The 14,215-nt window shown below is 68.8% G+C and carries 12 protein-coding genes; 6 read left to right on the top strand and 6 right to left on the bottom strand.

Annotation, left to right across the window (positions count from 1 at the left end; genetic code table 11):
- Positions 1-263: 263 nt before the first annotated feature.
- From ACIO1C_RS19310 to ACIO1C_RS19290, 5 genes are all read right to left on the bottom strand, one after another.
- Positions 264-1,478, bottom strand: coding sequence for a hypothetical protein (locus ACIO1C_RS19310; RefSeq protein ID WP_401864940.1), 1,215 nt, complete (start codon positions 1,476-1,478; stop codon positions 264-266).
- Complete coding sequence (locus ACIO1C_RS19305; RefSeq protein ID WP_401865101.1) at positions 1,478-2,311, bottom strand: RNA polymerase sigma factor; 834 nt, start codon at positions 2,309-2,311, stop codon at positions 1,478-1,480. Before ACIO1C_RS19305 ends, ACIO1C_RS19310 begins: the two co-directional genes overlap by 1 nt.
- Before the next feature lie 262 nt (positions 2,312-2,573).
- Entirely contained in the window at positions 2,574-4,829 is a 2,256-nt protein-coding gene (locus ACIO1C_RS19300) for a hypothetical protein (protein ID WP_401864937.1), read from the bottom strand.
- Positions 4,830-5,181: 352 nt separating this feature from the next.
- Positions 5,182-5,793, bottom strand: a complete 612-nt coding sequence (locus ACIO1C_RS19295; RefSeq protein ID WP_401864934.1) for a hypothetical protein — start codon at positions 5,791-5,793, stop codon at positions 5,182-5,184.
- A gap of 197 nt (positions 5,794-5,990) precedes the next feature.
- Positions 5,991-7,700: a glycoside hydrolase family 20 protein gene (locus tag ACIO1C_RS19290; RefSeq protein ID WP_401864931.1), complete on the bottom strand. Its 1,710-nt coding sequence runs from the start codon at positions 7,698-7,700 to the stop codon at positions 5,991-5,993.
- A 346-nt stretch (positions 7,701-8,046) separates the two neighbouring features.
- On the opposite strand from ACIO1C_RS19290, the gene ACIO1C_RS19285 reads away from it, so the two are divergent.
- The 6 genes from ACIO1C_RS19285 (at position 8,047) to ACIO1C_RS19260 (ending at position 12,889) form a co-directional block, all read left to right on the top strand.
- On the top strand, positions 8,047-8,607 hold the full coding sequence (locus tag ACIO1C_RS19285) for a 2-oxo-4-hydroxy-4-carboxy-5-ureidoimidazoline decarboxylase (RefSeq protein WP_401865098.1): 561 nt from the start codon (positions 8,047-8,049) through the stop codon (positions 8,605-8,607).
- 168 nt (positions 8,608-8,775) lie between these two features.
- Positions 8,776-9,171 carry a succinate dehydrogenase, cytochrome b556 subunit gene (gene sdhC, locus ACIO1C_RS19280; RefSeq protein WP_161310142.1) on the top strand — a complete coding sequence of 132 codons (396 nt, stop codon included), beginning with the start codon at positions 8,776-8,778 and terminating at the stop codon, positions 9,169-9,171.
- Positions 9,161-9,637 carry a succinate dehydrogenase hydrophobic membrane anchor subunit gene (locus tag ACIO1C_RS19275; protein ID WP_401864929.1) on the top strand — a complete coding sequence of 159 codons (477 nt, stop codon included), beginning with the start codon at positions 9,161-9,163 and terminating at the stop codon, positions 9,635-9,637. Before sdhC ends, ACIO1C_RS19275 begins: the two co-directional genes overlap by 11 nt.
- 21 nt (positions 9,638-9,658) lie before the next feature.
- Positions 9,659-11,413 carry a succinate dehydrogenase flavoprotein subunit gene (gene sdhA, locus ACIO1C_RS19270; protein WP_167028208.1) on the top strand — a complete coding sequence of 585 codons (1,755 nt, stop codon included), beginning with the start codon at positions 9,659-9,661 and terminating at the stop codon, positions 11,411-11,413.
- Complete coding sequence (locus ACIO1C_RS19265; RefSeq protein WP_401864926.1) at positions 11,413-12,189, top strand: succinate dehydrogenase iron-sulfur subunit; 777 nt, start codon at positions 11,413-11,415, stop codon at positions 12,187-12,189. Before sdhA ends, ACIO1C_RS19265 begins: the two co-directional genes overlap by 1 nt.
- Before the next feature lie 142 nt (positions 12,190-12,331).
- Positions 12,332-12,889: a hypothetical protein gene (locus tag ACIO1C_RS19260; protein ID WP_401864923.1), complete on the top strand. Its 558-nt coding sequence runs from the start codon at positions 12,332-12,334 to the stop codon at positions 12,887-12,889.
- Here the strand turns inward: ACIO1C_RS19260 and ACIO1C_RS19255 are convergent.
- The gene (locus ACIO1C_RS19255) at positions 12,876-14,213 is read right to left on the bottom strand and encodes a helix-turn-helix domain-containing protein (RefSeq protein ID WP_401864920.1); all 1,338 of its coding nucleotides are present in this window, start codon (positions 14,211-14,213) and stop codon (positions 12,876-12,878) included. The genes ACIO1C_RS19260 and ACIO1C_RS19255 overlap by 14 nt on opposite strands.
- Positions 14,214-14,215: the final 2 nt, after the last annotated feature.

Raw genomic sequence — 14,215 nt, 5'->3', positions numbered from 1 at the left:
ATTGTGCCAACCCCCCCCCCCCACCACCCCCACCCGCGAGTGGGGCCCCGGTTTCGGCGCTATGGGGGCCCGCGGGTTTTGGCCAAAGGGGTGGGGGGGGGGGGGGGGGGGGGCACGGGGCCCCCCCCGCGCCGATGCGCTGAGCCGAAGGTACGGGGGGAACCCCGGCTCGTTGCGCGGCCGATGACCAGTCGGCTCACCTAGTACTGCGCCGGGGCGCGCGAAAACGTCACACCTGATCGTTGATCAGGAGAACGTGCAGGTCAGAGCTGTTCGGAAGGGGCCGGCGTCTCCGAGGGGATCGAGGTGGGGGTGGGGGTGGCGGACGGGTCCGCGGGTGTCTCGGGAGGTTCGGGCGGCGGAGTGGGCGAGCCGGGGCCCAACGTCGGTGGGTGCGTGGGGACGTGGGGTTCGTACGGATGGACGGTGGGCTCGCCCGGCGCACCGTCGACGGGACCGCCGCCGTTGCCGTTGCCGTTTCCCTGGCCGTTGCCGTCGCCGGCACCGCCGCCTTCTCCCGTACCGCTGCCGGTCTTGCCGCCACCGTCCGCGTTGCCGCCGCCGTCCCTCGCGGCCTTGACCTCCAGCAGCCAGTCGCAGAAGCGCCGGGCCTGCGCGGGGTTCTTGGCGGCCCGGTCCAGCTGGTCCTTGCGCGCCTGGTCGATCTCACCGTCGCGGTAGGCGAGGCAGGCGGCGACCGTCCTGCTGTACCAGGCGGAATCCTCGACGCGAGGGGCTCCCACGGACCAGTCGTGATGCTTGCCCACCGGGCCGATCGGTTCCTCCGCGCCCTCGCCGCTGTGGGTGCTCTCGCCCTCCGCCTCCGCGGTGGCGACGCCTTGGGACATCGAGGCCTCGGGGGTGGTCGGGCCGGAACCGCCGCCCATCGCGCCGGCGCCGTCGGACCGGCCGGAGGCGAGCGGGTGGGGCGACTCCGGCGACTCCGCTTCCGATTCCGCCTGGCCCCAGTGCCGGCCGCTGCCGGGATCGGCGTGCAGTACGCCCCCGCCGTCCGCCAGGGCCATCCCGCCCAGGGCGCAGGCGGCGAGGGTCGCGACGAGGCTCATCCGCAGGGGGCCGCCGTACCGCACCCCGCGTTCGGGTCCGGACACGGGAGCCAGCCGTACCGTCGGCCCCGGCAGATCCTGAACCGCCGCGCCTCCGAGGGACGGCTCGGCCCCGGCGGACGCCTCGGCCCCGAGCGCCGGACCGGGGCCGGGGCGGGAAGCGGCACGCGGCCCGACCGCGCCGGCGCCGCCCGCCCGCGCCGCGGCGGCCCGGCGGTACGCGGCCAGCGCGGCGGCCTCCCCGGGGAGTTCGGCATCGTTTGCGTACGTGACGTCCGCCATGTCCCGCAGGGTGTCGGAAAGCCGTTTCGCTCTGACCTCATCGAGGCCGTCTACCGCCTCGACCCGCTCACCGCGCAGGAGTCTTTCCGCCACGTCCTTGTCGAGCCACTGGTCACGCCCGTCGGCCATCACATGTCTTTCAGCGTCCGCAGGCGCGAATGCGTCACACCCGCGGACGCCGCAGCTCCCGTCCGTTTGCCGCGCTGCGGCGGGACGATACCGAGCCCCGCGCTCTGACCTGCGGCGCCGCGCCCGGTCGTACGGGTGGCGGCACCGATCGCGCCGTCGGCCGTGGCACCGCTCCGGGGGTAAGCGGTTTCTGCGACGGGTTCACAACGCCGCCCGCCGACCGCGCCACCACCCCCACCCTCGCCCCGCCCTCGCCCCACCAACTCGTCGATGCCGTCGGCCTCCTCGGCGCCCAGCAGTTCGGCGAGCCGCTTGAGCCCGCGGTGCGCGGCGGTCCGTACGGCCCCGGGCCGCTTGCCGAGGGTCAGGGCGGCGCTCTTCGCGTCGAGCCCGACAACAACCCGCAGCACCACGGCCTCGGCCTGGTCCTGGGGAAGTTGGGCGATGAGGGCCATCGTCCGGCCGGTGGACAGGGCTTCCATCGCCTCGTCCGCGGTGTCCGACTCGGCGGGCTGCCCGGTCAGTTCCGTCTCGTCCCCGCCGACGGCGGGCCGGCGGCCGCGCATCCGGATGTGGTCGAGGGCGCGGTTACGGGCGATCCTGGCGGCCCAGCCGCGGAAACGGTCGGCGTCACCGTCGAAACGGTCGAGGTCGCGGGCGATCTGGAGCCAGGCCTCGGACGTCACGTCCTCGGCGTCGAGATCGCCGACGAGCGTGCGTATGTAGCCCAGCAACCGCGGGTGCACGGCGCGGTACACAGTACGGAAGGCGTTCTCGTCCCCGTCCTGTGCCGCGAGCACCGCGGTGGTCAGCTCCGCGTCGTCCCCCAGCACTCCCACAACCTGTCCTGAAATCGCGGCCGGTCATCACCGCGTCGACCCACGCTGTGCGGCACGCTACGGCCTGCCCGGGGCCCGCGTCCATAACTTGTACAACCTGCAACAACTTCCTGGCGGTATGCGGTGTGACAGAAAACGCACCCATGGCGCTGGTAGGAGTACGGGGCCGTGCTGCGGCTCCGCGGACGACGGCCGGGGCCTCTCCTGTGGGGGGTGGCGGTCCCGGTCGTCGTTCCGGCAGATCCTCCGGCGTCCCCTACAGGTCCGCTCGCCCTCCCAGGTCCTCGCCGGCCTCGCGCAGAGCGCGGACTTCCTGGACCGCCTCCGCGAGGTTCCGCATGACGTCGCTTCCCGCCCGGTTCGCCAGCGGGCGTGCTACACCTTCCTTCGCTGCCAGGGACGGCAGCATGCCGAACACCTCCTGGGCGCGCCGTGCGACCTCCAGCAGATTCCTCGTCAGGAGATCCGCTTTGTCGACCAATTCCCCCAAGCTGATTTCGGAATGTCCGGGAACAGGCACAGCGGGTGCTGGTACCGGCCCAGAAGGATGGCTCTGCTCACCGGCCGACTCGACTGTTTCCGACATGGCCGGAAACGGTAAGGCGAGTGCGGATGGACTCGATCCGTTCGCGGGCACCACCAACGGTGAGCGCTCCGAAGGCGCGGGCGCACTCTGATCCTCGTTGGTGCCTCCGCCGGACGGCGGCCGCGGCGGGGGGGAATTCTGACTCTGCCGGGGTGCGGGGACCTTCTGCTGTCGCTTTCCGGACTCCTTCGGGAATTCTCGGTCGAACCAGGCTGTGTTCATATCCTCGATGAGCAAATTTCCGGAACGGCTGACCCGACGAGGCTTTCGGTCCCCGTCGTTCATGGCGTCGGCCAGTTCGCGGAGCAATGCCACAGCCATGCCCCGGTTGTTCCGCAGGGCGTTGAGGTGGTTCTTCACCGTACGCCGGACGCGCGCGGCTTTGGCTCCGTCGTCGTCATCCGTCTTTTGGCCGGCCAGTGACCCTCGATCGGCATCGATGATGTCGAAAGCAGCCAGCCAGTGCGCGGCCCTGTAGGCCACCAGCTCTTCGAATGCCTCGTCGTCCGAATCCGCAGCGGCCAGCAGCTCCCTCAGCGGACGCCCGGAGAATTCGAGCCCGGCCCGGACGCTCCCGGCGTTGAACACCTCCGCGATACGCGGATTCCAGGGGGCTGGGTAACTCTCCGAGGTGAGAGCGGACCACGCGCGGGCCCGCCTGTTGATCTCCGGACTACTGAGCTGCGACGGAGGAGATTCACTGAGAGCGCGACGGAGTAACAGTTTCTTGTGCGGATCGGACGGAAAAAGCTCTCGCAGGATCATCATGGAGCGGAGGTCTCGAAGCTCCGCGATCGTGGCGTCCTCCGGGAGAGAAGGCAGGTCCGTGATGGGCGCCAGTCCCGAGAGGATTTGAGATTCCTTCTCATCGAGTACCCCCTCGGCCACGTACACACCGAGCACGCTGCGTCCCAGAGCCCGGCCGCGATCGTTGGGAACGAACTCAAGAGGCGGGTGAACGTGGTCACGACGATTGCTCATCTGCACGATCCGGTAGATCCGCTCCGGCGTTGGTGAGCCAATCACTAGATGAGCTGATACGACGGCCACGTTTGTCGCGCGCCGCGCAGCGTCTTCCTCGTCGCCGTCACGCTCTGCCGCCGCACGCTCCCGGTTGAGGCGTTCCGACAGCTTGCCGAGCCAGGTATGAGCGTCGAAGAAGATCTCGTCACCGCTCAAACCCAGTTTTGTCGCCGGGACACCGGCCAGAACCTCAGCGGACGTCAGCCCGAAAATGTCCTGGCGCCGCTTGGTGCGGTTATTTCCGCGAACGGCCATCCAGCCCACGTACTCGGCAGGGTATGCGGGGTTTCCGTCATCGTTGAGCGGAGGCTCTTCTTGGAGGCGGTGGAGTTGAGGGAGAAACATACCTGGTTCTTGTTGACCATTGAGGACCAGGTCCTCCTTCAAATCATAGGAGCGCAGACCATCTCGCCGGTCCAGCTCGTCGGACGCCTCTTCCACGTTTGCCATCAGCCACTCGCGAGTGGGGGAATAGCTCATCAGGGCCGCATAGGACTGGCCGTTTACATCTTTTCCCTCTCGAGCCCAAGGGAACACCCTGGTAAGTGAACGCTGAGTCCTACTGCCAACTGCGGGGTCTGCTGTAGAGTGCCAGAGGGAACTGATTCGCTCGTTGTGTTCCCAGACGATTCCGGCCACCCCATGCAAGTGGACCTCGACCATCAGCATTTCGCCCGCGTCGGTTCGCACTCTTCGCAGGGCTCCTTCTCGGAGCGTGCGGTCGCCGGGAGCGTTCTGGTCGGTCAGGGTGCCTTCTGGATCGACCAAGAAAACGGCGGCGTTCTCCAGAGCCGCGCGCGGTGTATTGACGCCGGGTGTGGCTAGGGCAGCATCGACCCAAACACGTTGCCGTTCCGCCGAAACCGGGGAGGGGAAAGGGTCAGTCTTTGCGGGGTAGTTCACCCAAGTGCCTCTTTCGCTCATTCTGCGGCGTTTGGAAATCCCACCCTGCCACAGCTTTAAGCCCGCCCAGAGCCAAAAAGAGCCAACGATCATAATATTTCATTATCGATCACCGATGGCACTCAAGTGTCGAAAAATATACGTCTGGGTTCTGGTTAGAAAAACGAATACGCGCCGATTAGCGAGACAGGGCCACCATGGGGCCATCTCGAAAATCTCTTCGATACGCGAAATCCTCAATTAAAGTTGACCGGGATCTATCTTTGCGATAGAGGAATCACGGAGGCGCGAGGGCGCCAACGCCGGTCCCGCGCGACATACTCCTCGACCCCGATGCGCGGCGCGCGTCGGGTCAGCCGCGGGACCTGGCTCGGCGGGAGACGACCGCGCGCAGCACTCGCTGGCCTTCTGTCGACAGGTCCATGACGTGGCGCAGGGCCGCCGGGTCCGTGGTGTCGGCGAGGATTTCCAGGATGCGGATCTGGCGGCGCAGTTCGCCCGCGACGAGGGGGCCGACGCCGTCGAGGGCCGGGTCCGTACCGTCGCCGTCCGCGCCCGTGCCGTCCTCGCGGCAGCGGGCCAGGCGTTCCTCGGCGGCGGCGCTCACGTTCTCGCCCACCACGTCGAAGCGCTGGTGGATCTCCAGCGCGACCACGGAGCAGGTGTCGGCCCAGGTGCGCAGCGACTCGATCCCCCAGTCCGAGGGCGCGGAACCGAGCATGGTCCGTACGAGCACGGTGGCGACGTTCGGCGTGGCCCCGGCATCGAGGGCCTGGTCCAGGACGTCCCTGGTCTCGGTCAGCCGCGCGGACCAGTCCCCCTCGCCGCTGACGATGCCCGCCCACAGCGGTCGCAGGGTGTCCGGCTCCTCGGCGAGCAGGGGAAGACACCGGTCGAGGCAGGCGAGCCCGCTCGCGGCCAGGCCGCGCTCATCGGCTTGTGCGATCAGCTTCACCAGGCTCATGTACGTCTCCCGTCGTGGACGCGGTACTGACCACTGCTGCCCAGTACTGCGCCGAACGGCTGGAATACGTCACCCTGGAGTCTGGGGAGTCGGGGTGTTATGACAGTAAGTTCTGTTATGTCCGCACCCCTTGGCGGGGTGTACGGGCGGAGGAACGATTCGGCGCCGTACGAATCCGGCCGGGCCCGGCCGCCCCCTCAGCCCGTGCCCACCTGACCCGCCAGCGTCTTGAACCCGTTCCAGCTCAGCGCCGGCCGCACCGGGTTCCACACCTTCTGCGCCACCGCGTTCAGCGGCAGCCTGATGCCCCGCGCCACCTGGTCCTGCGTCTGCGCGTTGGGGAAGTCCCCCCAGATCGCGAGCAGTCCGCCCAGGATCTGCTTCGAGAACCGCGCCGGCACCGCCGTGGTCCCCCGCAGGACGAACGGGGTCCACTCCTCGTAGATCCGCTGCCCCGTCGGGTAGATGAAGTTGTTCGGCTGGCCCAGCACGTAATACAGGTATTCGTCGTTGAAGTTGACGAGCTTGCGCCCGGCGTTCAGGTAGTCCAGCGGCGGGCGCGCCCCGATCTCGCGGCCCGTCCAGTACTGGACCTCCAGATTCGGGTTCGCCTGTACGACTCCGCCGCTGAAGATGCCGTCGTTCCACACCCGCAGCGTGCGCTTGAAGGGGGCCATCACGGCGGCCCGGTCGTTCGTCCAGCCGGTCGTCAGGTCCTGGACGCGCGCGTTCGCGCCGAACCGCTGCCGGGCGGCGGTGGCCAGATTCGGGAACGACGCCTGGGGGTTCGAGACCATCAGCGCCGGGTATTCGTCCGCGCCGAGGTTCCAGATCTTCCCCTTGAAGAGCCCGGCGTACTCCCGCAGCAGGTCGTCGATGATCCGCGCGGACGCGGTCTGCGCGATGTCGATGGCCCCGCGCGCGGCCACCCCGTTGACGTTGCGCAGCTGGAGCGAGGGGTGCGGGGCGATCACCGCGCCGAGGTGGCCCGGGTTGTCGATCTCCGGGACGACGGTGATGTGCAGCCGGGCGGCGAGGGCGAGGATCCGCTGGACCTGGCCCTTGGTCAGGTGTTGCGCGGAGACGATCTCGGGGTGCGTGGTGGAGGCGATCCGGAAGCCCTGGTCGTCCGAGAAGTGCAGGCCCAGCTGGTTGAGCTTGAGGTCCGCCATCTCGCGCAGCCGGTCCTCGATCCAGCCCACGGTGTAGAACTTCCGCGCGATGTCGACGTTCAGCCCGCGCTGGGCGCGGTCGGGCCGGTCCCGTACGACCCCTTCCGGCATCGCGCCGCTCGCGCGTACCGACTGCTTGAGGGTGCGGGTGCCGTAGAACACCCCGGCCTGGCCGGGACCGGTGATCCGGACCTGGTTGTTCCGTACGGTCGCGGTGTACGACTCCGCCGCGCCCTTGCCCGACACGGCGAGGACGACGTCGCCGGAACGGGCGGCGACCGCGCCCCGGTAGCCGATCTTGAGTTCCTGGGCGATCAGGCGGCCCTCGTCGGCCAGTCCGGCGCTCGCGCGGCCGGTGGCGATGACCACCCCGCTCTTCGCGCCGGGCCGCCAGCCGGGTCCGCGGGCCGCATCGTGCGACCGGACGGAGGGGATGACGCGGGGCGCCGAGGAGAGCGCGAAGGTACGGGAGGGGGACGGCGGGGCCGTGGAGCTGGCGGAGGTGCGTTCCACGGACGAGGAAGAGGAGGCGGCGGACGGGGAGGGCGCCGACGCCGACGGCGTACGGGCCCCGGAGGACGAACCGGAGCCTGAGCTGCCGGAGCCGCAGCCCGCCACGGTGACGGCAGCGACCGATACCGCCACGCCGGCGGCCAGGGCGCCGCGCTTCCTCCGTATCGACGGAACCGACCGGGCCGACCGCGCCGACCGGGCCGGCCGCGCGAACCGCGCCATTCGCGCTATCCGTATCATCCGAAAACCTCCCGCTTTGGCCAGATCTAAGCCGAAGGTCCCACGGTGGCGTCCATCACGCGCGCCGAAACTCTTCCTTCCGAGTGAAAATCGCGCATCCGTCCCACTCTTCGCACCGGCCGTCGATAGCGTGGGGGCACATCCCCCACTTCCACTTCACGCCCCTCCCGCACAACCACCGCGCCCTTTCGTACGTCTGTCTCTACGACCTGTTTCTCGCTGACCGTCTCCCCACGCCCGACCCCGCTCTCCCCGCACCCGCCCTTGCCTCTGCTCATGCGTATGCCGTCAGGCCGCCCGCCTCCAGGCCGCGTTCGAGGAGCCCACGCTGTCCAGCGCATCCCACGCCGGCCCCCGCGACGACCTCCACCGGTTCAACGCCGCCCCGGCCGGTGACGCCGAAGCCGCCCTGCTCACCTGCTGCGGAAATCGCCGGTGGGCCCAGCGGCTCGCCGCCCACCGCCCCTATCCGGACCTCGACGCCCTGTTCGCGGCGGCCGACGAGGCCAGTTACGACCTCTCGCACGCCGACCTGACCGAGGCGCTCGCCGCCGAGTCGTCGCCCGGCCCGCTCCACAGCGCGCCCCCGGCCGCGCGCACCGCCCTGCGCGCCGCGCACGCCGCGTACGAGAGCAGCTTCGGGCACGCGTTTGTCATCAGCCTCGACGGATACGCCCCCGAGGAGCGCCTCGACCAGGTCCTGAGCGGGATCCGTACGCGCCTGTCCCACGACCCCGACCACGAACGGGCCGTGTCGGCCGATGAATTGCGCCGGCTCGTACGGTCCCGAATTGCGGCGCTGATCGCCCGGCCGCGGGAATCCAGCGAGAATGTGCATACAGTATCCAATAAATCGGCCTGCCCCGATAGCCCGTCCGTGGCCGTTTGATTGGGTGTTTGATCACACCTGCGCACCCCGGGCGAGGACACGGAAAATACGTCGCTACGATGGCCGGGGCCGGTGGACCGTACCCGGCCGGGTACGACCGACACCACTGTGCTTGATTGAGTAGAAGATGGCGGCCGGCCCCGATCCTTGCTCCCGGAGGGTTTTTCCGTGCCGGCTGGAACGCTGTACCGCGGCCGGGAAGGAATGTGGTCCTGGGTGGCTCATCGAGTCACCGGCGTCCTCATCTTCTTCTTCCTGTTCGTACACGTGCTGGACACCTCGCTCGTCCGTGTCTCCCCGGAGGCGTACGACGACGTCGTGGCCACCTATAAGAACCCGGTCGTCGCGCTGCTCGAGTACGGCCTCGTGGCCGCCATTCTCTTCCACGCGCTCAACGGCCTGCGCGTCATCGCCGTGGACTTCTGGTCCAAGGGCCCCCGTTACCAGAAGCAGATGCTCTGGACCGCCGTCGGCATCTGGGTGGTCCTGATGGTGGGCGCCCTCTATCCCGTGCTCGGCCATGCCGTACGCGAAGTCTTCGGGAGTGCCACCCATGTCAGCTGACACCACCGCCTCGATCAGTCCCGTCGAGGGCGCGAGCCTGTACGACGCCGACAACCCGGCGCCGCTCATCGAGGCCCCGCGCCAGCGCACCGGGAAGACCCCCAAGTCGACCCGCGGCAACTTCGAGATGGCCGCGTGGCTCTTCATGCGGCTGTCCGGCGTCGTGCTGGTCGTCCTGGTCATCGGCCACCTGGTCATCCAGCTCGTCCTGGACGGCGGGGTGACCAAGATCGGCTTCGCGTTCGTCGCCGGTCGCTGGGCGTCCCCGTTCTGGCAGATCTGGGACCTGCTGATGCTGTGGCTGGCGATGCTGCACGGCGGGAACGGCCTGCGCACCGTCATCAACGACTACGCGGAGCGCACGACCACGCGCCTGTGGCTCAAGGGCCTCCTGTACACCGCGACGGTGTTCACCATCTTCCTCGGCTCGCTGGTGATCTTCACCTTCGACCCGAACATCCGTTAAACCGGGGCTGACGAGACTCTCATGAAGATCCATAAGTACGACACAGTCATCGTCGGCGCCGGTGGCGCCGGTATGCGCGCGGCCATCGAGTCGACCAAGCGCAGCCGTACCGCCGTGCTGACGAAGCTCTATCCCACCCGCTCCCACACGGGCGCGGCGCAGGGCGGCATGGCCGCCGCGCTCGCCAACGTGGAAGAGGACAATTGGGAGTGGCACACCTTCGACACGATCAAGGGCGGCGACTACCTGGTCGACCAGGACGCCGCCGAGATCCTGGCGAAGGAGGCCATCGACGCGGTCCTCGACCTGGAGAAGATGGGCCTGCCGTTCAACCGGACGCCCGACGGCACCATCGACCAGCGCCGGTTCGGCGGGCACTCCCGCAACCACGGCGAGGCGCCCGTGCGCCGGTCCTGTTACGCCGCGGACCGTACGGGCCACATGATCCTCCAGACCCTCTACCAGAACTGCGTCAAGGAGGGTGTGGAGTTCTTCAACGAGTTCTACGTCCTCGACCAGCTGATGGCCGAGGTCGACGGCGTGAAGGTGTCCGCCGGGGTGGTCGCCTTCGAGCTGGCCACCGGTGAGATCCACATCTTCCAGGCCAAGTCGGTCATCTACGCGTCCGGCGGCACGGGCAAGTTCTTCAAGGTGACCTCGAACGCGCACACCCTGACGGGTGACGGACAGGCCGCCTGCTACCGGCGCGGACTGCCCCTGGAGGACATGGAGTTCTTCCAGTTCCACCCGACGGGCATCTGGCGCATGGGCATCCTGCTCACGGAGGGCGCCCGCGGTGAGGGCGGCATCCTGCGCAACAAGGACGGCGAGCGCTTCATGGAGAAGTACGCGCCCGTCATGAAGGACCTCGCCTCGCGCGACGTCGTCTCGCGCTCCATCTACACGGAGATCCGCGAGGGCCGCGGCTGCGGGCCCGAGGGCGACCACGTCTACCTCGACCTCACGCACCTGCCGCCGGAGCAGCTGGACGCGAAGCTGCCCGACATCACCGAGTTCGCGCGGACGTACCTGGGCATCGAGCCGTACACGGACCCGATCCCGATCCAGCCGACCGCGCACTACGCCATGGGCGGCATCCCCACCAACGTCCAGGGCGAGGTCCTCGCCGACAACACCACGGTCGTTCCCGGCCTGTACGCGGCCGGCGAGGTCGCGTGTGTGTCGGTGCACGGCGCGAACCGCCTCGGCACCAACTCCCTGCTGGACATCAACGTGTTCGGCAAGCGGTCCGGCATCGCCGCCGCGGAGTACGCCGCGAAGCACGACTTCGTCGAACTGCCCGACAACCCGGCGGAGTTCGTCGCCAACCGGGTCGAGCACCTCCGTAACTCCACGGGCAAGGAGCGGGTCGCCGCGCTGCGCCTGGAGCTCCAGGAGACCATGGACGCGAACGTCATGGTGTTCCGTACGGAGCAGACGATCAAGACGGCGGTCGAGAAGATCGGCGAGCTGCGCGAGCGGTACCTGAACGTGTCCATCCAGGACAAGGGCAAGCGGTTCAACACGGACCTGCTGGAGGCCATCGAGCTGGGCAACCTGCTCGACCTGGCCGAGGTGATGGCGGTCTCCGCGCTCGCCCGCAAGGAGTCCCGCGGCGGTCACTACCGCGAGGACTACCCCAACCGCGACGACGTGAACTTCATGCGCCACACCATGGCGTACCGCGAGGTCGGCGACGACGGCAACGAGTCCATCCGTCTCGACTACAAGCCGGTCGTCCAGACCCGCTACCAGCCGATGGAGCGTAAGTACTGATGTCCACAGCCACCATGGACCGGGTCGAGGCGGCCTCCGCCGCCTCGCACCTCATCACGGTCACCTTCCGGATCCGCCGCTTCAACCCGGAGATCTCGGCCGAGTCGACCTGGCAGGACTTCCAGATCGACATCGACCCCAAGGAGCGGGTCCTCGACGGTCTCCACAAGATCAAGTGGGAACTGGACGGGTCGCTCACCTTCCGCCGCTCGTGCGCGCACGGCATCTGCGGCTCGGACGCGATGCGGATCAACGGCAAGAACCGGCTGGCGTGCAAGACGCTGATCAAGGACATCATCTCGCCCAACAAGGAGGGGGTGTCCAAGCCGATCACGGTCGAGGCCATAAAGGGCCTGACGGTCCTCAAGGACCTGATCGTCGACATGGACCCGTTCTTCCAGGCATACCGCGACGTGATGCCGTTCCTGGTCACGACCGGCAACGAGCCGACGCGTGAGCGCTACCAGTCCGCCGAGGACCGCGAGCGCTTCGACGACACCACCAAGTGCATCCTGTGCGCGGCGTGCACGTCGTCCTGCCCGGTGTTCTGGAACGACGGCCAGTACTTCGGCCCGGCGGCCATCGTGAACGCCCACCGCTTCATCTTCGACTCGCGCGACGAGGCCGGCGAGCAGCGGCTGGAGATCCTCAACGACAAGGACGGCGTGTGGCGTTGCCGTACGACGTTCAACTGCACGGACGCGTGCCCGCGCGGTATCGAGGTCACGAAGGCGATCCAGGAGGTCAAGCGCGCGCTGATCACGCGTCGCTTCTGAGGTCGTCACGACCGTCCTCGCGGCCGTCGTTGCGATACGGCTTCAAGAGGCCCGTTTCCGTACGTACTCCGTACAGAAGCGGGCCTCTTCTGTGCCAGGATCAGAGCAGGTTCAAAGACCGACAGGGGAAACGGGGAGCGAGATGACCGAGCCGAATCCGTACGCGGACGGGGAGTACAAGTGGGGCCCGGGCCAGCCGCCGGGCGCACCGGAGTACGACTTCCCCCAGCCGACCCTCGCCGACGGCCAGATCCCGCCCCCGCCCGCCCCGGGGTACGGCTACCCCCAGGGCACGCCCCCGTACGGCTACCCGCACCCGGGCGCGGCCATGGCCCCCTCCCCCGCCCACGGCGGCACGCCGCTGGTGACGATCGGCGACATCACGGTCATCGGCGACTCGATCGTGACCCCGTCCGGGACGCTGCCGCTGCGGGGCGCGGTGTGGAACGCGACGGACCTGTCCCGCACGGAGGAGAAGATCCCGGCCCACGCCATCGTCCTGGCGATCGTCTTCTTCCTCTTCTGCCTGATCGGCCTGCTCTTCCTGCTGATGAAGGAGCGCACGACCACGGGCTTCATCCAGGTGACGGTGACGAGCGGCGGAGTCCACCACTCGACGATGATCCCGGCGAACAACCCGAGCGCGTTCCAGGCGGTCATGGGCCAGATCGCGTACGCGCGCTCGATCAGCTCGATGTGACGGGCCGCGGGTGGGGCGCGGTGTGTGCGGCAACCCGTCCCCCCTGCGACTGACCGGGGAGCGGATCGCTCCGCGGTCGGTGCCGACTGATCGCCGAGTCGACCGGACGTACCGTCCCGCTTTTCCGACGCTGGGCGGCGACGTCCAGGAATTCCGCGAGGGGGCGCAGGCCTGCGGGATGGTCGGGCAGGTCCCAGAGGTCCTGCACGAGGGAGACGGCCAGGGTGTGGTGTCTCATCCACGTGGGGGCGACGCGGCGCAGCGACTCCAGCGCCTTGAGGGCGCCGTCCGCGTCGCCGAGGTCCGTGTGGGCGCGTGCCACGTCCAGCAGCAGCCAGGTGCGCCACGACGGGGGTGTGTCCTTCGAGAGACGCATCCCCTTGGCCAGTTCGAGCGCGTCCTTCGGGCGGCCGTACTGAACGGCCAGGCGTACGCGTTCGATGCGTACCGACGACTTGCTGAACACGCTGACCATCCGGTTGTCCTCGGTGACCGGCATTCTGCCGACGCGCTCCGCCTCCTTCTCGTCCGCGCGTGCGTAGTCGTTGCCGCGCGCGTAGCTGGTCGCGGCGGACATCGTGAGGCCACCCCACACCTTGACGCCCTCCGCGTCGTCGAAGTGGTCACGCTTCACGCGGTCGGCCGCGTGGCGGGCTACGACGATCGCGTCGTCCAGGCGGTTCTGACGCTGGTAGGCCCAGGCGACGCTGTTCGCGATCATCGGGGGGAGCAAGGGGTCGGACGAGGCGTCCGCGGCCGTCATGGCGCGCTCCAGGGCGGCCAGGGCCAGGTCCGTCTTGCCCATGCGGATGGACAGGTGTCCGCCCAGCTGGAGGGCTTTGCCCAGGGCCGCCCGTCCCGCCGCGCGCTCGTCGTCGGTACCGGTGCCCGCTGTCTGGCGCGCGTCCGCGATGACGCCGGGCAGGATCTCCACCAGCCGGCCGAACTCCGCGTCGTGGTACAGCGTCCACGCGTCCGCGATCTCGGCCCGGAGAAGCTCGACGGTCAGCGTCTCGGCCCCGCTGGGCTCCGGCGGCGGGGCGAAGAGCGGTGGCATGACGGCGCGGCGGAGGGCGACCATCTGGGGCGGATCGCTTTCCCCGTTGGACGGTACGCCGGGCGGGTCGCCGAGAAGGGACGTCAGTTCCACCCCCAGCCCTTTGGAGAGCGCGTGGAGGGTCGGCAGCCGCGCGGATCCCTTCCGCTTCTGCTCCAGTTGCCGGATGACGTCTACGGACACACCGGCCCTCTCCGCCAGTTCCTCCTGCGTCAGCCCGCCCAGTTTCCGCAGCCGGCGAAGCTTCTCCCCAAGGTGTTCGGTCACTT

This window comes from Streptomyces sp. NPDC087420, from assembly GCF_044744165.1.
Taxonomy (GTDB): Bacteria; Actinomycetota; Actinomycetes; order Streptomycetales; family Streptomycetaceae; genus Streptomyces.
Note: the sequence above shows the minus strand (reverse complement) of the source record. Positions and strands in the feature narration are given on the sequence as shown.

Excerpts from the sequence above, each read along its gene's own strand:
- ACIO1C_RS19310 (WP_401864940.1), bottom strand. The coding sequence starts at position 1,478 with ATGGCCGACGGGCGTGACCAGTGGCTCGACAAGGACGTGGCGGAAAGA.
- ACIO1C_RS19295 (WP_401864934.1), bottom strand. The coding sequence starts at position 5,793 with ATGAGCCTGGTGAAGCTGATCGCACAAGCCGATGAGCGCGGCCTGGCC.
- ACIO1C_RS19290 (WP_401864931.1), bottom strand. The coding sequence starts at position 7,700 with ATGGCGCGGTTCGCGCGGCCGGCCCGGTCGGCGCGGTCGGCCCGGTCG.
- ACIO1C_RS19275 (WP_401864929.1), top strand. The coding sequence starts at position 9,161 with ATGTCAGCTGACACCACCGCCTCGATCAGTCCCGTCGAGGGCGCGAGC.
- sdhA (WP_167028208.1), top strand. The coding sequence starts at position 9,659 with ATGAAGATCCATAAGTACGACACAGTCATCGTCGGCGCCGGTGGCGCC.
- ACIO1C_RS19265 (WP_401864926.1), top strand. The coding sequence starts at position 11,413 with ATGTCCACAGCCACCATGGACCGGGTCGAGGCGGCCTCCGCCGCCTCG.
- ACIO1C_RS19260 (WP_401864923.1), top strand. The coding sequence starts at position 12,332 with ATGACCGAGCCGAATCCGTACGCGGACGGGGAGTACAAGTGGGGCCCG.